Origin of the sequence: Litoreibacter arenae DSM 19593, from assembly GCF_000442275.2 — a bacterium.
In the GTDB taxonomy this organism is placed as follows: Bacteria; Pseudomonadota; Alphaproteobacteria; order Rhodobacterales; family Rhodobacteraceae; genus Litoreibacter; species Litoreibacter arenae.
The window spans coordinates 590,929-610,329 of record NZ_KE557306.1 but is presented as its reverse complement, the minus strand read 5'-3'; the positions used below and the strand labels follow the sequence as shown (position 1 = coordinate 610,329).

Sequence of the window (19,401 nt, the reverse complement as noted above, 5' to 3'; positions counted from 1 at the left end):
GCGTGGTGCGACGCGCTTCGCATGGGCTTGTTATAGGTCGCAAAAGCTATAGGTTAAATTTGTATTTTCTAATCGCATTGATAACCTGTTCCTATGGCCCAGATTACACTGAAACACCTGAGATATTTCGAGGCGCTCGCCCAGCATCGCCACTTTGGACGGGCTGCGGATACGTGCTCGATTTCCCAGCCCGCCCTGTCGGTGCAAATCAAGGAGTTGGAGCAAATTCTCGGTGCCCCGCTGGTTGAGCGCGGCGCGCGCCAGATCCGCCTGACCCGCCTGGGCGAGGATTTTGTTCCCCGCGCCCGCGACGTGCTGCGCTCGGTGGACGAATTGACCGACCTCGCCCGGGCCTCCACCGGCGATCTGTCCGGCCCGTTCCGCATCGGCATTATCCCGACCATCGCGCCCTACCTGCTGCCCGCCTTCGTCAAGCATCTGTCGCGGCATCACCCCGATGTTGACCCGCACCCGCGCGAGGCAGTCACCCAAACGCTGATCGACGACCTGCTGGACGGGCGACTGGACGCCGCCATCGTCGCCCTGCCCATCTCCGAGCCTTCCCTGACCGAAGTGGCATTATTTGACGAGGCCTTCGTTCTGGTCCGCCCGCTGGCAGACGCGGAAAACCCGGTGCCAAGCTCTGACAAGCTGCGCGAAATGCGCCTTTTGTTGCTGGAAGAAGGCCACTGCTTCCGCGATCAGGCGCTGTCCTATTGCAACCTGTCGTCGTCAGTGCCGCGCGATCTGATGGAGGCGAGTTCCCTGTCCACATTGGTGCAAATGGTCGGCGCGGGCATCGGCGTAACCTTGATCCCCGAAATGGCCGTCCCGATCGAAACCCGCTCCGCCGCCGTGTCCATAGCCCACATGCCCAAACCGGAGCCGTCGCGCACGGTCGGCATGGTCTGGCGCAACACCAACCCGCTGGCGGCGCATCTGACCGGTATTGCAGAGCTGTTCAGGCAGGTCGGACTTGGCGCGGACGCCTAACCCGGAGACCGCTTGTCGGGCGGAGGATACCTGACCTCGCCCGGCGTCAGGGCGCGAAGATAGCCAAGCTCCTCGATCCGGCGGCTTGTCTCCAGCGCCTCGGACACGTTTGGCGCGATCTTGCGCCAGACCGCTGGGGTTTTCTCGGGGACGCTCTCACGCACCCCCAAAAGAACTTCACGACCGGCCTCGTTTGCCGCCAGCCCAAGGCCGTTGACATGCAGCTTGGCCAGCAAAAGCTCGCGCGTGCCCGGCTCCCAGCCGCGAACGGTCCACCCCAGCCCGCGGCGGGCAATCACGTCGGGGTCGACGCCTTCACGAAGATACGCGAACGCGCGGCTCTCCGGATCATTGGCCGCAAAGCCCAGCGCTTGCGGGACCAGCAGCAGCGCCTGCTGCTGGTTCGGATCGACATAGCCCTCGAACCGGTCTTCCAGAAAGCCGATCAGGGTCGCGGTCGTCTCGGGCGTTGCGATCACACCCAGCACCCACACGGCACCGGCCCAGAAGGGCGCCATATCCTCATCGGCCAGAATCTCGCGCAACGCGGGCACCGCTTCGGCGTCGTAGCGCGAGGCCACCCTGTAATCCATGCCATGGAAATTGCGCGCCTGAACGAACTCCTTGACCGGCGGCAACCTGGCTTCCTGCGCGGTGGCGGCACCGGCCAGAAACACCAGCAATGCAAGAACACGTTTCATTGCGCCGCGTCCTGATAGGACGTGCATTGCTGCGCCGTGATGAGCCCCTGCGCGGGGGCGCCGTTGCAAATGCTGCAAAACATGACCCGGTCGATAAAGCCATCCGTGCAGTCGCAGTCGCCGCACTGACCGGGCGTCGGAGAGCAAGTCTGGCCCACATGATCCAGCCCGGCCCAGTGCCCCACCTCATGCGCAACTGTCGCGGGGTCGGTGAAGACGTTGACTGCCGGCGGGTTGAAGGTGTTGATCGTGATGATCGAATTCCCGTCCGCACATCCGACAAACGTGGAAGGCGGGACGGCCGAAACGCCGCAGAACTGGATGCCGTTCACAACCTTGATATCGGCATTCACCGCAAACACCGCATTCGATTCCGCTTGGGTGGTAATGATGCCACCCACCATGCTGGCAGGCGGCGCGAAATTGATGATGTTGCCGTTGCGGTTAAGGTCGACGCAGCAATTCACGTCATTGGCTCCCAGGTCGGATTTCAGCAGATCCGCCGCCAGGTCAAGCGTCGTGTCGACGCCCGCATTGGTGATACCCATGCCCGTGATCTGCGCCACGCCAAGCGACCAGTTTGGCAGCCGCAACTGATAGCCCAGCCGCGTCATGGTGCCTGCCAAGGAGGAGCGGACCTGAAATCCGCAGCTCTGCTCCACATTGGACTCGGTGCTCAGAAGCCTGAACGCACGCTCTTGCACGGTTTGCGCCGTGGCCGGGGCGACAAGCAGGATCGCCGCTAGGAGAGCGAAGACACGCATCGCCCTACTCCTCCAACCGAAGCCGTGGCAGGGCAGAGATATCGCGCGTCTCGATCCCTTCCTTGCCGACCTCTGGCCGACGGACCCTTGTCTCGGCATCCTCTGACGCAGCCTCGTCCAGCTCAGCTTTGTCGATGGCAATCTCGGCAAGCTCGGCCTCATCGACTTCGACACCGTCATCACTGTCCTGAGCAGGATCAAGCGGCGTGAAAAGTATGGTCTGGCCGGGTTTCGCGATCTCCCGGCGGCCTGTGGGGTCAATGTCGACGCGCTCGGCGGCAATCGTTATCTTCCGGTCTCGCAGCGGTTTGATCTGTGCGATGTCCCCGCGCTCGGCATGGACAACATAGTCGAAACCAAAGCTCCCCGTGCCGCGCCCCAGTTCGCCCACTGCAATCTCGTCTACCGATTTTTTCACCACGGCAAGGCCGCGTGTCTCGGTACTGTGCGGGGTAAGTTGAACGGTAATCGAGCCGGGCCGCGCAACCGCCGCGAAATGCTCCGGCAGCTTCACCGACCCGCGCCCGTTTTCGACCTTGCCGGACCCGCGCGCATAGATGCCCGCCTCCGGCCCCTCAAGGCTCGCATAGAAAATCTCGCGCCGCGGGTCCTTGGGGTGCGCGATCAGAAACCCGTTGAGCCCGGCCTTGGTGATAATCCCCGTAGCCCCGTCAAGCACGATCGTCGGCGTGCCCGCCGCGTCAAACAGGGTCAGTGTCCCGCCCGATGTGGCGGGGTCCGCGATCATCTCGCCCAACAGGTTGGACCCGCCACCATCCTCAAGCGCAGCGAAAACCCGGAAAGCCCCGTGATTGGCACCCGCCGCAGACTGGCGCGAGCCACTGGCAATGGGCCACCCGCGCTGCCCGCGCAACACCAGAAGGCCGGAATCGTCGTCCGGCTCAAGCGCCAGACGGCTCTTCTCGATGCTGTCACCGTCAGAAAGCACCAACTCGCCGTTGGTCTCCTCATCGACGGCAAGAACCGCGTGGATATCGCCGTCCGTGTCGTGAAGGCGAATACCGGCATTGTCTGTCGCATCATCGACAGACAATTCGATGCCCGCGTTTCCGGCCGTATTCAACAGCAACAACTCGCCCTGCTCCGCCCCGTCCACGAAAAGCCGCACGCGCCCGTTCCCGTCAGTTCCGTCAAGCCGCATGGCCCCGCGACCTGCTCCGACAACCTGAAGCCGTGCGCGGGTGTCACCACCGGCGGCACCAAGCTGAAGGGCACCCGCATCGGTGCTGTCCGCAACAAAGAGCGCGGCCACCGTCTCGCCGCTTGTTCCGTCAAGACGCAAACCGCCTTGGTTCAGCGTGTCCACATAAAGTCGGGAACGCGCATCCACGCCCGCCCCGTCAAGCGACATCTGACCGCGCCCTGCCGAATTGACGAACACCCGCGCTCTGGCAGAGCCGTTTGCATCGTGTAGCAAAAGGCCGCCCGCATCGCTGGTATTGCCGACATAGAGGCTCACGGAACGCTGGTCGGTGCTGTTGTCGAGCCGCAAGCCACCCTGCTCCAACCCGTCGATATACAGGCTCGCCCGCGCGCTGTTGTCCGACCCGTCAAGGGACAGCCCGCCGCGCCCTGCGGAATTGACTTGCAGTCTGGCCCGCGCGTCCCCGTTGGACGCATTGAGCCGGAGCACGCCGGTGTCGCTACTGTTCCCGACATAGAGTGTCGCCGCATCGTTTCCCCCCGAGCCACGCAACCGCAATCCGCCTTGATCCGCCGAGTCGATGTAAAGAAACGCCTTCCCCACGTCGTTGGCCCCATCAAGATAAAGCTGGCCGCGTCCAGCGGCATCGACCCGCAAGCGCGCGCGACTGTCACCATCGGTCGCATTCAAATGGAGCGCCCCACCCTGACCTGCATTCTCCACGAACAAGCCGACAGCATTGCTGGCATTGCCACGGGCAAGCGTCAGCCCGCCCTCTTCCTGACCGTCCACATAGAGCGTGGCGCGGCCGGAGCCGTCAGCGCCGTCAAGCACAAGATGCCCCTGCCGGTCGTCATCGACGAACAACGCCGCCCTTGTGCCGCCGGTGCGGTCGCGCAAGAAGAGCAGGCCGTGTTCGGTCCCGTTGTCCACCGCCAGCGTGGCTGCGTCGTCCCCGTCGCTTTGCTCAAGAACCAGACCACCCTGACCGACGCTGTCCACATAAAGCCGGACCCGCGTATTGTCGTCGTCATAGAGATGGAGAAACCCGCGTGTGTTGTCGTCGCTATCGACGCTCAGCCGCGCCGCGCGATTGTCGTTGGTCCCGCGGATGATAAGATAGGCGGAGTCTTTATCGCCATTATATTGCAACTGACCTTTGGTCTGCGCCGTGGTGCCAAGAGGCAAGGCGGCGACGAGGAATCCCAAAAACAAGGACTGATACCGGTTCATTCCGACCTCCTCCGCAGCATGTCTGTAAAGGGTAATCATACCACAAAACGGGGTCGCAACCAAATGCGCCTTTTGGGAAAGCCGCGACCCGTCCGTTGGTCAGTTCGCGTGGCACAAGGGACGTGCGGGCATGTTGCCATACAATATGCCGACCGTTTGCCGACACATTGCAGACAGGGATATTCGGCATGCCAGCCACCTGCGTGACGACAAATTTTTCACAACGCGATGACATAGGTGATGCACGAATGAGGCTGCGTTTTGTCGCGTGACGGGTGGAGTAGCGTTAGCCCGATCAGAACAAGCGGGGTCAGGGTCTGGCGGCAAATCCAATCGCCCTCGCAGGCTGCCAGCTTGATTTTTTCGGCCTTTCGGCGCAAGTTTACAGGGTAAATGGTGTTGAGGTGTGAGGCGGGCTTAAATGCAGTGCGGGGTTCATTCGAAGCATGGCCTGCCGACCCACGGCAACCGTAAGTCATGGAATTACCTGCAAAAACTTCTCCTCGCTTGTTTCCTGTTTGTCTGCCTGGGGACAGCGCTCCAAGCGAAATGTGCGCCGCGTGATTTTCTGTCGATACCTTTGCCCGCCCCTATGGCGGACCCCGTCCATGTAGCTCTCACCCACGCCTATCCAGACGTCACGATCCCACAGGACGGCCTTTTCATACGCGTAAACAACGGCTTGGCGCTGGAGTTGCGGGGGCCGCCAGTGCGCAGCCCCGCCGAGAGGCTGGCAAACGCCACGATTGCAGACCAGTTTGCCCAAACCTACCCTCTGGATTTCGACCTAAAGGCGCGTAGCTCTCCTTGGTTCGACCCGGGCCGCGCACGCAACGACGCGTTCTTCCGCGCGCTTTGGTTCGCCGACCGGCAGGCCGCGGAAGCATCGCTTGTCCAAGTCGCCGCGCCGCGCCTTGGCAACGTGATCTACAGCGTTACCGCCAAGCGTAATGTCGCGTGCCAGCTTGCCACAGTACTGGATGCGCTGAGCAATGCTCCGGAAGACCTGTCCTACATTTTCGCTTCAGCCGCGGGCGGATTCAACTGGCGTCTGATCGCTGGCACCGACCGGTTGAGCGCGCACAGCTTCGGCATCGCTGTCGATGTCAACGCCGAGATCGGACAATACTGGAAATGGACCGGCGCGCCCGAGGGGCGCGTGGGCGCATATCACAACCGCATTCCGCCACACGTCGTTCAGGCATTCGAGCGATACGGCTTTATCTGGGGTGGCAAGTGGCACCACTTCGACGGAATGCATTTCGAATACAGACCCGAGCTCATTCTGCACGCTCGGTTGGTAGAGGGCGGTCGGCACTAGGGCTCAACAAGGGGGAACAGTCATGAAACTCGTCATCGGAGGTGCCATACTGGCGACCGCTTTTGCTTTGGCTCTGCCTGCCCATGCACAGCAGACGCTGGATCGCTACACCGCCGTGATCGGGCCACAGGATCGCAGCAATTCAAGCGGCGTCCGTCTCAGCCAGCCGGACCAGATTTTGGCGCAGGACCGTGCCAACGTCCATCGGTTCGGCATCAGGCAGCCCGGTGACACGCTGGACAGAACTTTCGGCACCCCCGAGGCGCGGCGTCAGATCGCGAACCTGCTTGCGCGGGGTACGATGGGTGCAGGCGTGGCGCAGGCGCTGGCGAGCGGCGGCATGACGGCCTTGGACGTGCAGATCATGGGCGCCAACGGTCGGGCGCAGAGCCTTCATGTGACGCTGGCGGGCAGCACCGCGCAGCCACAGGTTTCAGGCAGCGCAGCCGCCCCGCAGACTGGCCAGATGCAGTGGTCCTACGCCATAGGTGATGCAGGGGGCGCGACCGTGGCCAGTATGAACCTGCAACGGGACGGGGCTTTGCTCGCGACCCTGCGCTGCATGACGAGCGCGGCACCGGCTCCGGTGCTGGGGGTTGATCCGCGGGCGGGCGTCGTGACCATCCAGTTCAGCCCCGCAATCACTGGCCCCCGCGTCGAGGGGGGGCGCACCGCACAGCTTCACTTGGGCACCCAGCCCAGATTGCGCCAGTCGCTGACCTTTGATCCCACGATCCAGATCTACGCGATGTCCCGCACGCTGACGCAACGGCTCAGCGATGATCTGGAACGTGGCGCGCGGTTTTCGCTTACCACATCCCAGTCTGGCACCATTCACGCGCCGGTGCCGCAAGACGTGGGTCGGGCCTTCGCCGCAGCCTGCCGCGCCCGCGGCGTCGATGCGTCGGTATCTCCCGGTTTCGACTGTGCCCGCGCCGGAGCCGCGGCCGAGCATACGATCTGCGCCGTGCCCATGCTGGGGGCTCTGGACCGACAGCTTAACGCCGCCTATGCCGGCGCGCCCGAGGGCCTGAAGGCCTCGCAGCGCGCCTGGATCGGGGCGCGCAACGATTGCGGGGCTGACGTGGATTGTATCGCCCGCATGACGCAGCAGCGTATCGCGATGCTATCGGGCGGAACGCTCGCAACAATACCGCTGCCCGGGATGGCAGGTGCGTCTGCCACCACCCCAGCCCCCGCTGCCGCGACACCCAATTTTGCGCAGATGCCGCAGGCCGCGCCCACGCCTACAGGTGGCGACGTACTGGTCGGAAATCAGGCGTTACTCGACCGGTTCCTGCTCTGGACGCTGGGACAGAACCCGCAACTGGCCGCAGAACAAGTGGTTCAATTCCGTCTCAGAGACTTCGACTTTCCGCCGCATTTCCCGGAAATCGGCCCGACCGAGACCACGGGTGCCAAGGCGCAGGCCCGCCTAGAGGCGGCGGGACAGCTCTATGCCGACCGCCCGCCGACACGCGCCCTGCTGGAGCAACCGATGAACATTCAGCGAAGCGCGCCCGACCCGGCCTCGTCGCTACAACTGCATGGCGGGTTCGCCACGCAGATCGGAGACCTTCCGGCCATTGTGCAGATAGCCCTTCAGGACCGCGGCGCTGGCGCCTTGAAAGGTCTACAGTTGAACCTCGAAAAACCCTTCTATCTGCCAATCCCCGAAAGCTTCACGCCACTGGCCGCCAACATGGTCAGGTCCAACCGTGGGCAAAGCCTGGCGCTGGTCGATGTGACACTTTCCGACCACGCGCCCGAGTTTCGCGGCCAGCGCTATTATGGCGGGTCGGCGAAAGCCACGGTGCATAGCGTGACACTGGTCTACCGACCCAGAAGCCGTGGTCAAAACGGCCAGCTCGTTGAGGGCCCCGATCAGGTTTTGCATGTCTGGAAGGGTGGCAACGCGCCCGGTGCAGACGTGGCGTCCCCCTCGGACCCTTCGACCGTCGCGGCACTCTACGGCGGTGGCGTGAGCAACGGGCGCTACATGCTGAACGCCTATAGTCTACCCACCGCATTTGCGCAGCCGTCAAACCCGCAATTTCAAGGATCGTCACCCGCCGAACTGCTGATGACAGCCATGAACCTGACAGCGATCACATCGGCCCAGCCCGACCGCACGTTGCATCCGGAACTGGCGCAAAAGATCATGCGCTCGCTGCTGACCGAACGCGAGCGTGTCGAGATGTTTCCGCTGAACATCGCCACCCCAATCCACAACAACCAGCCAAGCGAGATCGAAATCCGCAGCGCCTATGCCAAGAACGACCAGCCGATGCGCGACCGTGTCGCGGCCCGTACGCCTGCGCTGCCTTTGAACCTGCGCTTCGCCTCTCTCGTGTCATTGGGGGAGTATGATTTTGCGACCGGCGGCTTTCCTGTATCGCGGGTGTCGCAGCTCGGCCCGTTGATGCCTACCACATCCGAAGGTCGCCCTGTGACCGAGTCCATGCCGGATTTCCTGCCTATGGAGCCGGACGCCGCGCAAGCCCTGCTCGACCGGCTAAAACGGACGGGATCGGGCAACGCCCGCAGGCTGGTGCTCGTCGTCGACTACTCGCTGGATGCGCTCACGCCCCGGCCCGGCGGGGCCGGCCCGATCTCGCAGCAGGAGCTTGGCAGCGTGCGCCCGTCTTTCACAGTTGCCGCCATGGGGCTTTACGTCGAGGATGACCCGGCACAGCCGATGTTCCAGATAGCGCTGCCGGACACCGCGCAGCCGCAAGATGCCCCCGTCACCCCACCCTCGGAAGGCACGCCATTTACCACGGGTGGCAGCCTGCCTGAAGACCTGTTCAAAACCACCGCACGCAGCCTTCAGGGTGCGGCGGACAGACTGGATAACAGCGGCAAAATTCTCGATGACGCGATGCTGAACGCCTATCGCGTGATGCCGCCGACACCGCAAAGCACCTATGAGGCCCGAAAAGCGGCATTGCGCGCCGAATTGCAGGCAGAGGCGCATGACAGCTACTGGATCGGTGCCAATATCGAGATGCAACCATTCGACGCCGAACGTGGCGGGTTTCCGATCAAGAGCCTCAATTTCATACCCCTGAGCCGATCCGTGGAACGCGGCGCTATCGCGCCACCCAATCTGGCCCCTGCCGAGCCGGAGGATTACAGCCTGCTGCGCGTCCCCGAAGGCGCGGTGCCGGTGTTGCAGAAGATGCTGGGCACGCAGCGCTATATCACCGCCTATCTCAAGGTCACGCCGATAGATGCGATCTATGATCGCAGAAACAGCGGGTCTCTCTTACTCTCCGCCCCCTCGGAGGCGATCTTCGGTGACGGTAACGGCATGCCACGGGCCGCCGATTTGTGGCTGCGAGTCGTGGCTCCGAAACGGATCGGCACCGCGCTGGACGCGGCAGAGGTCACTCCGCCAGAGGCGCTGATGCTGGACCCGGAGGGCATTGACCTTTTGGCACTGTCGCTGGCGCCGGAAGCGTTCAACGACGCGATGTTTTTGCGGATGCTCGTCGACAGGCTGCTGAAAGAGCGCAGTTTTGCGGCGCAAACCGACGCACAAAATGACGAGGTTCGGGCGGCACTGCCGTGGCGGCGCTTCTTCTCGAACCCCGATCAGTCGCTGCGCACCGATGCGGCGCAAGCTCTCCTGCCCGAGTTCAAGGCATGGACGCTCGCACGCGCCGCGGCGCTGCCATCGGAGTTGCTCCTGCCCATGGGCGGCGCACATCCTGAAAGCGGCTGCCGTGGTCTGCAATCGCTATCGACCCCCCAGATGGATGCGACCCAGCCTTATTTCAGAGCGGATCTGCCCGCGTTGCTGGGCAGCGGGCAAAGCCTGCCTGATGGAGCCCGAAATTTCTACAGCTCCGGCCGCCCGAGACCCGGACCCGATCAGGTCTGGTATTGGGAAGGCGGCGGCAAGAACGGCGGCGGAATGGCCTGCCAATACGTGCAGCGCGGGTTGCGCGGGATTGACCAAGGCCTGCGCCCTGATGATGCGGATCATGTCTCGGCCATGGTGGTCGTCAAGGCCCAGCCCGGCGTGGGTCAGGTCAAGGAATTTCCCGACAGCTACACCTATCGTCTATCGGTCAGCGACCTGAAATTCGTCCCCGCCTCGCAGCTTTCCAAACCTGCCCAAGGTCTTGCGGGGATGGTGGTGCTAAAAAGCGAGGTCGAAGCCGCTGTTGGCTATCGCAGCGGTCGCTTCGGGCGTGGCGCGAAGGTCGTGGCGCGGATTGAAAAAGGTGACTGGGATCTGCCCACGGCGAAGGCACTCAAATCCGCTGACATCCTGAAACTTACGCTGGAAATGCCGCAACAGGCTTTTGTGAAGGCGCTCCGAGAGCGCAACTCCGATGCCGCGTTTTATGTGACCGATGTTCCCGGCAAAGGTCAATTCGGCCATGCCGTCGCCAGTCACGACCCGCAAACCCGTGAAAGCATCGTCGGCATCTATGCCGATCATGTGCCCGACAAGCCGATCATGGCGATCATGAGACGCATGGAGCTCGACGCGGCAAATGTGTCGATGGAGGCCCTGAAACTGTCACTGATGGACAAATACGGCGAGACCATGCGCGAAGATGGCGAAGGCACCTGGTTCTGGGGGGCCCTGCCCCAAGAGGAAGACAGATGGGGCTATTGTGGCGGGCCGTCACTTCTGAGGCGCAAAGACGTGGCTCAGGTGCCTGCCATGGTCACCGAGGACGCAGCTGCCTTCGGCGACCAAAACCCGATATCGGGCAACCACTACTGGGGCGAAATGGGTTGGCCAAGCGCACCACGCGAGCAGCCCGGTTTTGCGCCGCCCGATATCTCGCGCTGCGGGACTGTCGTGGCTGTTCAGGTCTATGAGAATAGCGGCCGGTTGATCACGGTTATCTGGCTCTTCGACCGCAGGGTTTCGCAAAAGCTCGAAGCAGTTCCAAGACCCGCGCCGGAGAAAGCGAAGATCGAGCTGTAAGCGGGATGCGCCCCAGATAAAAGCAAGCAAAACGCAGTGTGGCGGAGGAGGTGGGATTCGAACCCACGGAGGACTTTCACCCTCGTCGGTTTTCAAGACCGGTGCATTCGACCACTCTGCCACTCCTCCGACGGGGATGGCTTAACGGCGCACGCTCGATTCTGGAAGCCCTGACGCACAGCCCCCGATCACGCCGAATTTTGCCGACGTTGCAACGGACCACTTTGCAAAAACAAGTTTATTTAATAGGGTGCGCCCAATGGGGCATCCTCGTTTGGGGTGATCTTCGACAAGGCCGCGAAAAGCGGTGGTATAAGCACCCGTCAGGGTGCAGCGGGCAGAGGGCGAATTTATGGGTCACACACACCTTATGACACGGGCATGGCGGATGGCGGTATTACTCGGGGCGACGGCAGCGCTTGCGGCCTGCGAGGACGGCCAAGGCTTTGACTTCCTGAAGAAAAAAGACACCGCAGAGACAGACACAGCCGAACTTGTAGCCAGCGCTGATGGCGAGACCATCGAACGCGAGGTCGAGGCACCGGAGGTGTTTCAGGCCAACGAGGACGGGCTGTGGGACGGACGCCCCTCGCTTGGCGGCGTCTGGGTGGCCTATCCCGGCGTCAAGGATCCCGAGCGGGTGGTGATCCGCAACCTGACCAACGACAAGACCGTCATCGGGGCTCTGTTCCGGCGCGAACGCGACAACCCCGGCCCGAAATTGCAACTGTCCTCGGATGCGGCGCAGACTTTGGGCCTGGTCGCAGGCCAGCCCACGAAGATGAGTGTCGTCGCCCTGCGCACCGAGCAGGTGCCAGTGGCCCAGCCCGCCGCAGTTTCCGAGCTGGAAGGCACCGAGAGCCTGCCTGCCCCCGACGCCATCGAGGCGCAATCGCTGGACCCGATTGATCAGGCCAGAGCCGCGCTCGACAAGCCCGCGCCCGAAGCCACGCCTGTTGCCAAGCCGACCCCCGTGGCTGCGGCCCCGGTGCGCCAGTCGTCCAGCCTGTCCAAGCCGTATATCCAGATCGGCATATTCTCGGTCAAGGACAACGCCGACAACACGGCGACGTCCCTGCGCGGTATCGGTATCGTCCCCGAGGTCAAGCAAGGCTCCAGCCAGGGCAAGAATTTCTGGCGCGTGGTCGTCGGCCCCTCCGGCTCGTCCTCTGAGCGCGCTACCCTGTTGAAAAAGGTCAAAGGTCTCGGCTTCAACGACGCCTATTTCGTGACCAACTAACACAAGATCAAAAGGACTCCTTCCATGGGCCTCCGCGCTGCCACGCTTATCGCCACGCTAACATCCGCTATCTGCATGAGCTTTGCCGCCTATGCATTTGAAACATCTGCGAAATCGGCAATCGTTCTGGATTTGGGAACCGATCTGACGCTCATGGAAAAGAACGCCGACATGGCGCTTCCACCCGCGTCGATGTCGAAGCTGATGACCCTGAACATGACGTTCGAGGCGCTGGAAGACGGACGCCTGACGCTGGACCAGCGTTTGCCTGTGTCGGAAGCGGCTCAAGCCTATGGCGGCTCCACCATGTTTCTCACCACCCGCGACCGGGTCTCGGTCGAGGATTTGATCCGTGGCGTGATCGTGCTGTCCGGCAATGACGCATCCGCCGTGCTGGCCGAGGCGATCTCCCCCGATGGAACGGAGCGCGGTTTCGCCCAGATGATGACGGAGCGTGCGCAGCAATTGGGCATGACCAATTCCACCTTCGCCAACTCCAACGGCTGGCCCGCCCCTGCGCAACGCATGTCGATGCGCGATCTGGCGATCCTTGCCAAGCGGCTGATTCAGGTGTTTCCCCAGTATTACGGCTACTTTGCGGAAACCGAATTCCTTCATGACAACCGTGCGCCGGACAATCGTTTCAACCGCAACCCGCTGCTGAAACTCAATATCGGCGCGGATGGCCTGAAAACCGGTCATACCGTCGAGGCTGGCTACGGGCTGGTCGGCTCCGCCAAGCAAGGCAACCGGCGGATCGTGTTCGTGATGTCGGGACTGGCAACCGAGCAGGACCGCGCCTCCGAGAGCGAGCGGATCGCCAACTGGGCCTTCCGGCAGTTTGCGGAGCGCCAGCTTGCCGAAGAAGGCGTCATCATAGCCAATGCAGAGGTCTGGATGGGCACCGCCGCGCAAGTGGGGATGGCCTCGACCGAAGATATCAAGGTGTTGGTGCCTGTGCTGAATAAAGACGGCGTGACCGCCAAGATCACCTATCAAGGCCCGCTGGAAGCCCCAATCAAAGCCGGTGACAAGGTGGCCGAGCTGATCGTAAGCGTTCCCGGCATCGGTGATGCGACCCACGATCTGGTCGCCACCGAAACCGTGGATTCCGGCGGCTTCATGGTTCGCGTGCGCACCGCCGCGACGGTGCTGTTCCGCCAGCTGACAGGACAGGCGGCGACCTTCTTTTGAACGGGACGTTTCTGACATTCGAAGGCATTGACGGCTCGGGCAAGTCGACCCAGTCACGTCTGTTGGCAGGCCATCTGGAGGCCGTGGGCTTTGAGGTCGTGCTCACCCGCGAGCCCGGCGGCTCGCCGGGGGCCGAGGACATCCGCCGCCTGCTGGTCGAGGGCGAGCCGGGGCGCTGGTCCGCCGAGACCGAGATCCTGCTGTTCACCGCCGCCCGCCGCGACCATCTGGAGCGCACCATCCTCCCTGCCCTGGAGGCCGGCAAGATCGTCATCTGCGACCGCTTCGCCGACAGCACCCGCGTCTATCAAGGAGCCACCCGTGGCGATCTGCGCGAGACCGTCGATGCGCTGCACACCCGTATGATCGGGCGCGAGCCTGACCTGACGCTGATCATCGACATGGACCCTGACGCAGCCCTTGAACGGGGGCTTGCCCGTGGCTCCGGCGAGGACCGGTTCGAGGAGTTTGGCGCGGAGTTCCAGCACAAGCTGCGCGCGGGGTTCCTTGGCCTTCTCGAAGACTTCCCCGACCGCACCCGCCTGATCGACGGCACCCGTGGCGCGCATGATGTGGGCGCGGACGTGGCCGCGCTGGTCGACACCTACCTGGCCGCACGCGCATGAGTGACGACGCCCTCCCGCAATCGGACCAGATCGACGGTGCGCCCCACCCGCGTGAAACCGCGACACTGGTGGGCCAGCACGTGGCCGAGGAGAACTTCCTTGAGGCCTTCAACGGCGACCGCCTGCACCACGCATGGATGATCACCGGCCCGCGCGGCGTCGGCAAGGCCACGCTGGCGTGGAAGCTGGCGAAGTTCCTGCTGGCAAACCCGCCGGTGGATGCAAACGATATGTTCGGCGCCCCACCCGCGCCTGCAACGCTGGACATTGACCCAAGCCACCCCGTTATCGCCCGTATGAACGCAGGCAGCGAAGCCGGCTTGTTCGTGCTCAAGCGTCCCTATGACGAGGACAAAAAGAAGTTCAAACAGCAGATCACCGTCGACGAGGTGCGCAAGCTGAAAGGGTTTTTCTCCCTCTCCGCCACAGAGGGCGGGCGCCGCATCGTCATCGTGGATGCGGCTGACGATATGAACGTCTCTGCCGCGAACGCCTTGCTGAAGGTGCTGGAGGAGCCCCCCGCCGACGCGCTGCTGTTCCTGATCAGCCACCAGCCATCGCGGCTGTTGCCCACCATCCGGTCGCGCTGCCGCGAGTTGCGTTGCGTGACGCTCGACGCCGACCATATGTCTGCCGCCCTGACCGCCACGGGGGCGGATATCGGCAAGCATAGTTCGGCGCTGGCCGAACTATCCGGTGGCTCCGTGGGTGAAGCGCTGCGGATGTTGAACCTTGGCGGGATGGAGGTTTATGCCGACCTCGTGGCGCTCGCCGCCACCTTCCCCAAGCTCGACCGCACGCAGATGATCGCCCTTGGCGAGAAGGCCGCCGCCCGCGGTCAGGAAGCCCGCTACGAGTTGATGCTGCGCCTTGCCGACGTGCTGCTTGCCCGCCTTGCGCGCGCGGGTCTGGGCCAGCCCCAGACCGAGGCTGCGCGCGGTGAGTTGGAGATGCTCGCCCGCCTGTCGCCCGATGCGAATGCTGCGCGCGCATGGGCCTCCGTGTCGGCCGATATCTCCGCCCGCGCGCAACACGGGCGTGCGGTGAACCTTGACCCTTCCGCGCTGGTCATTGATATGGTTCTGGCAATGAACGAAGTGGCCGCGAAAACTGCGGCCTGACGAGGCCGAGAATGAGCACCCCCCAGATCACCGACAGCCACTGCCATCTCGACTTCCCCGATTTCGAGGGCGAGTTGCCCGACATCATCACCCGCGCCCATGACGCGGGCGTGACGCGCATGGTGACGATCTGCACCAAACTGCGGTTGGAGCCGCAAGTCCGCGCCATCGCGGAAGCGCACCCGTCCGTCTACTACGCCGCCGGTACCCATCCGATGAGCGCCGCCGACGAGCCGCTGGTCACGGTGGGCGCGTTGGTGAAGCTGGCCGAGCATCCCAAATTCGTCGGCATCGGCGAGACCGGGCTGGACTACCACTACACGTCCGAGAGCAAGGACATTCAGCAGCAAAGCCTGCGGGTCCACATCGAGGCCGCGCGGCAGACCAAGCTGCCGCTCATCATCCACGCCCGCGCGGCAGATGACGACATGGCCCGCATCCTGACGGAGGAACACAAAAAGGGCGCGTATAGCTGCGTCATGCACTGCTTTTCGTCCACGAAAGAACTGGCGCAGGCAGCACTTGATCTGGGGTTCTACCTGTCCATGTCCGGCATCGCTGCTTTCCCCAAGAGCCAAGAGCTGCGCGACATCTTCGCCGCCGCTCCGCTTGACCGCATCCTTGTCGAGACCGACGCCCCCTACCTCGCCCCGCCCCCCTATCGTGGCAAGCGCAACGAGCCGGGCTATACCGCTCACACGGCCAAGGTGGGTGCGGAGATCTTCGACCTCGACTATCCCGACTTCGCCGCGCAAACGCAGGCCAATTTCGAACGCTTGTTCTGGAAAGCCAAATGAAGCGCCGGTTCACCATATTGGGCTGCGGCTCGTCTGGCGGGGTGCCGCGCCTTGGCGGGCATTGGGGCGATTGCGACCCCAACAACCCCCGGAATGTGCGCCGCCGCTGCTCCCTCCTGATCGAGCAGATCGGACCCAATGGCACCACCTCCGTGCTGATCGACACCTCGCCGGACCTGCGCTCGCAGCTTCTGGACGCGGGCGTCGGGCGCTTGGACGGGGTGGTCTATACCCACTCCCACGCGGATCACATGCACGGCATCGACGATCTGCGGATGATCGTGTTCAACATGAAGGAACGCCTGAAGGTCTGGGCTGATGGCGACACCACCGACAACCTGATCTCGCGCTTCGGTTATGCGTTCGTGCAGCCCGAAGGCTCCCCCTACCCGCCGATCCTGACGCTGCGGTCCATCAAGGGGCTGATCGAGATCAAGGGGCCCGGCGGGACGATCCCGCTGGCCCCGTTCCGCGCCAATCACGGCACCATCGACGCGCTTGGCTTCCGTGTTGGTGGCTTGGCCTACTTACCCGATGTGGCGAAGTTCTACGACGAGACATGGGCGGCACTTCAGGGGCTGGACTGCTTCATCATCGACGCGCTGCGCCGCTCGCCGCATCCCAGCCATTCGCATCTGGAAAATACACTGAAGTGGATCGAGAAGCTGGCCCCCAAGCAGGCTGTCATCACCAACATGCATATTGATCTGGACTACGCCACGGTGGAGGCCGAGACGCCGGACAACGTCACCCCCGCCTATGACGGCATGATTATCGAATACGACCTGTAAGATGGGCGCACTGATCGAGGTGATCCTGCCGGTGTTTCTGGTCATCGGGGCGGGCTTCATCGCGGTCAAACGTGGCCTGTTCTCAGATGACGGCGCAGATGCGCTGATGAAGTTCACCCAGACCTTCGCCATCCCCTGCCTGCTGTTTCGCGGCATCGCGGAGCTGGAGCTGGACGTCTATTTCGAGCCGCGTCTGCTGGTGTCCTACTACCTGTCCGCACTGACGGGCTTCACCCTTGGCACGTTCGGTGCGCGCCTGATTTTCGGGCGCCCTTGGGAGGACAGCATCGCCATCGGCTTTTGCTGCCTGTTCTCCAACGCCGTGCTGCTCGGCCTGCCGATCACAGAACGCGCCTATGGCGAGGATGCGCTGTCGCCCAACTACGCCATAATCGCGATCAACGCGCCGTTTTGCTACTGCGTCGGCATCACCGTGATGGAGGTTGTTCGCAATCGTGGCAGCGGACTATGGCGCACGTCCCGCGCCGTGTGGCGCGAGATCACTCATAACGCGTTGATCATCGGCATCGGGCTGGGCTTTGTGGTCAACCTGACCTCCCTGCCCCTGCCCGGCGTGCTGACCGACGCGCTGGACCTGATGATCCGCGCCGCCCTGCCTGCGGCGATCTTCGGGCTGGGCGGTGTGCTGGCCCGCTACAAGCTGGAGGGCGACACCGGCCCCGTCATCATGGTCTGCGCCTTGATGCTGGTGGTGCAGCCAAGCCTGACATGGCTGGTCGCGGGGGCTTCGGGCATTGGCATCGACGCGTTTCGTTCCGCCGTGCTGACATCGGCAATGGCACCGGGCGTGAACGCCTATGTGTTCGCCAACATGTACGGGGTCGCCAAACGGGTCGCCGCCTCGGCGGTGCTGATCTCAACCGCCCTGTCGATCTTGACGTTGTGGGTGTGGCTGGCGCTGCTTCCTTAACCAAAGAACGCCCCCGATACGCGGTTTTTTGCCAAAGGCTCGAATGCTTCGCTAGTTTACGCAGGGTAAGTGCGGTAAGGTTCGACATTGCTGTAACCAAGGTTCTTTCCATGACACTCGTATCGCTGCTCAGAACAATCGCATTTTCCACCCTCGCCATGCTGGCCCTTGCCCAGCTGGCCAGCGCACAGACGCGGCCCAACGAGCCGGAAGGGGAGCTGAATGCCGGTATCGGCTCGATCACAGGGAATAACCTAGCCAGCTACCGCGACGCTATCTCCAGTTTCCGCAACGCCATAGCACAGCGGCGCAGCTCGACGACGCGGCTGTCTTTTGTCGCGCAGGACGACACAACGTTGAGCGGCGGCACTGCGCCTGTATGGGGTGGCCTGTCCTCGATATGGGGATCGCTGGACACCAAGCGAATGAACGGCACGTATTCGGGCACCTCCGGCAACCTGATTTTCGGGGTAGACGCCTTGGTCGGCAGCAGTACGATTGTGGGTCTGCTCGCGGGATACAACCGCTCCAATGTTGACCTTCCCAGCGGGCAGCGCGTCAAGGCGAAAGGCGTTGCGGTGGGTCCATACTTCTCGACGCAGTTGTCCGACCGCCTCAGCCTTGACGGCTTCATCGGGTTTGCAAGGCCGGATTACACGGTCGATGGCGGGCAGTTCGAGGGCGACAAGACCTTCGGCAACCTGACCCTGACCGGCAGCGTCCCGTTGCGGAGCGCAGAGTTGTCCCCCTTCATCAGCATCGCCTCCTCCCGCGAGGATCTGCCTGCCTTCACCAGCGTGGCTCCCGTCGTGGCCTATGCCCCGACCGAGATCAAAAGCTTCGTCGCCACCATCGGCACGGGTATCAACTACAACCCGATCGACCGTGGCAACCTGACCTATCTGCCGACAGCAGGCTTCGAGATCGACTATGTGCGCAACGATGACGGCTTCGGCAATATCGACAGCTTCACCACCCCGCGCATCAGCGGTGGCGTGACCATCCTGAGCGACGTCGGCGCACTGAACCTTGGCGCAAACGTCTCGCGCACATCCGAAGGCACGACGACCGTGGGGGCAAGTGCCGCGTATTTCTGGCAGTTCTGACGAAAACTCCGTTATGGGCGAAGCTTACGGGCTTCGCCCATACCTGAGACTTGGTTCCGATCAAGCCGGCTCCCAAAGTTCAATCGGGTTGCCCTCTGGATCGTGAATGCGTGTGAATCTCCCGACCCCGTCCATGCTCTCGATATCGCCGCAATCGACACCTGCGGCGGTAAGCTCGGCAATCGCGGCATCAAGGTTGTCGACGCGAAAATTCAGCATGAACGCTTGGTTTTCGGGAAAGTAATCAGTGTCTTGGGCAAACGGAGCAAAGACAGTGACGCCTCCCTGCGTGGTCCACGGCGTCATTGTCGCGGAGGTTGGTGCAGGATCAATCCCGAGGTGGGCTTGATACCATTCAGCTAGGGCGCTCGGGTTTTCCGACCTGAAGAAAACCCCGCCGATTCCCAGAACATTGACCATATTGGGTCTCTACTTCCTGCTAATCTATCTGGATGTTTCCAGTTGAG

At 62.9% G+C, this 19,401-nt stretch carries 15 protein-coding genes and 1 tRNA gene; 11 read left to right on the top strand and 5 right to left on the bottom strand.

What is annotated here, in order from left to right:
- Positions 1-93: 93 nt before the first annotated feature.
- On the top strand, positions 94-993 hold the full coding sequence (locus tag THALAR_RS03110; RefSeq protein WP_021100024.1) for a LysR substrate-binding domain-containing protein: 900 nt from the start codon (positions 94-96) through the stop codon (positions 991-993).
- Here THALAR_RS03110 and THALAR_RS03105 read toward each other — a convergent pair.
- Genes THALAR_RS03105 through THALAR_RS03095 form a run of 3 tightly spaced genes read right to left on the bottom strand, consistent with a single transcriptional unit; the run spans position 990 to position 4,856 of the window.
- Positions 990-1,694, bottom strand: coding sequence for a hypothetical protein (locus tag THALAR_RS03105; RefSeq protein WP_021100023.1), 705 nt, complete (start codon positions 1,692-1,694; stop codon positions 990-992). The genes THALAR_RS03110 and THALAR_RS03105 overlap by 4 nt on opposite strands.
- On the bottom strand, positions 1,691-2,458 hold the full coding sequence (locus THALAR_RS03100) for a hypothetical protein (RefSeq protein WP_021100022.1): 768 nt from the start codon (positions 2,456-2,458) through the stop codon (positions 1,691-1,693). The genes THALAR_RS03105 and THALAR_RS03100 overlap by 4 nt, the downstream gene beginning before the upstream one ends.
- A 4-nt stretch (positions 2,459-2,462) precedes the next feature.
- Positions 2,463-4,856, bottom strand: coding sequence for a hypothetical protein (locus THALAR_RS03095; protein ID WP_021100021.1), 2,394 nt, complete (start codon positions 4,854-4,856; stop codon positions 2,463-2,465).
- A 592-nt stretch (positions 4,857-5,448) separates the two neighbouring features.
- Here THALAR_RS03095 and THALAR_RS03090 point away from each other — a divergent pair.
- Together THALAR_RS03090 and THALAR_RS03085 are read left to right on the top strand one after the other, a co-directional pair.
- Positions 5,449-6,177 (top strand): M15 family metallopeptidase, encoded by a 729-nt coding sequence (locus THALAR_RS03090; protein ID WP_169788510.1) that lies wholly within the window; start codon positions 5,449-5,451, stop codon positions 6,175-6,177.
- 22 nt (positions 6,178-6,199) lie between these two features.
- A complete protein-coding gene (locus THALAR_RS03085) occupies positions 6,200-11,128 on the top strand; it encodes a lysozyme inhibitor LprI family protein (protein ID WP_021100017.1) in 4,929 nt (1,642 codons plus the stop codon).
- 39 nt (positions 11,129-11,167) lie between these two features.
- On the opposite strand, the gene THALAR_RS03080 is transcribed toward THALAR_RS03085, so the two are convergent.
- A tRNA-Ser gene (locus tag THALAR_RS03080) sits at positions 11,168-11,257 on the bottom strand.
- 259 nt (positions 11,258-11,516) lie between these two features.
- On the opposite strand from THALAR_RS03080, the gene THALAR_RS03075 reads away from it, so the two are divergent.
- The 8 genes from THALAR_RS03075 to THALAR_RS03040 all read left to right on the top strand — a co-directional run bounded on the left by THALAR_RS03075 (position 11,517) and on the right by THALAR_RS03040 (position 18,934).
- Entirely contained in the window at positions 11,517-12,368 is an 852-nt protein-coding gene (locus THALAR_RS03075) for an SPOR domain-containing protein (RefSeq protein WP_245622332.1), read from the top strand.
- 24 nt (positions 12,369-12,392) lie between these two features.
- Positions 12,393-13,562, top strand: a complete 1,170-nt coding sequence (locus THALAR_RS03070) for a D-alanyl-D-alanine carboxypeptidase family protein (RefSeq protein ID WP_021100015.1) — start codon at positions 12,393-12,395, stop codon at positions 13,560-13,562.
- The gene (tmk, locus tag THALAR_RS03065; RefSeq protein ID WP_021100014.1) at positions 13,559-14,188 is read left to right on the top strand and encodes a dTMP kinase; all 630 of its coding nucleotides are present in this window, start codon (positions 13,559-13,561) and stop codon (positions 14,186-14,188) included. The genes THALAR_RS03070 and tmk overlap by 4 nt, the downstream gene beginning before the upstream one ends.
- Positions 14,185-15,309: a DNA polymerase III subunit delta' gene (locus THALAR_RS03060; protein WP_021100013.1), complete on the top strand. Its 1,125-nt coding sequence runs from the start codon at positions 14,185-14,187 to the stop codon at positions 15,307-15,309. Before tmk ends, THALAR_RS03060 begins: the two co-directional genes overlap by 4 nt.
- Positions 15,310-15,320: 11 nt before the next feature.
- Entirely contained in the window at positions 15,321-16,106 is a 786-nt protein-coding gene (locus THALAR_RS03055) for a TatD family hydrolase (protein WP_021100012.1), read from the top strand.
- The gene (locus tag THALAR_RS03050) at positions 16,103-16,897 is read left to right on the top strand and encodes an MBL fold metallo-hydrolase (protein ID WP_021100011.1); all 795 of its coding nucleotides are present in this window, start codon (positions 16,103-16,105) and stop codon (positions 16,895-16,897) included. Before THALAR_RS03055 ends, THALAR_RS03050 begins: the two co-directional genes overlap by 4 nt.
- 1 nt (position 16,898) lies before the next feature.
- Complete coding sequence (locus THALAR_RS03045) at positions 16,899-17,828, top strand: AEC family transporter (RefSeq protein WP_021100010.1); 930 nt, start codon at positions 16,899-16,901, stop codon at positions 17,826-17,828.
- A gap of 110 nt (positions 17,829-17,938) precedes the next feature.
- Positions 17,939-18,934 (top strand): autotransporter outer membrane beta-barrel domain-containing protein, encoded by a 996-nt coding sequence (locus THALAR_RS03040; RefSeq protein WP_021100009.1) that lies wholly within the window; start codon positions 17,939-17,941, stop codon positions 18,932-18,934.
- Positions 18,935-18,994: 60 nt separating this feature from the next.
- Here THALAR_RS03040 and THALAR_RS03035 read toward each other — a convergent pair whose 3' ends face one another.
- Positions 18,995-19,354 (bottom strand): VOC family protein, encoded by a 360-nt coding sequence (locus THALAR_RS03035; RefSeq protein ID WP_021100008.1) that lies wholly within the window; start codon positions 19,352-19,354, stop codon positions 18,995-18,997.
- Positions 19,355-19,401: the final 47 nt, after the last annotated feature.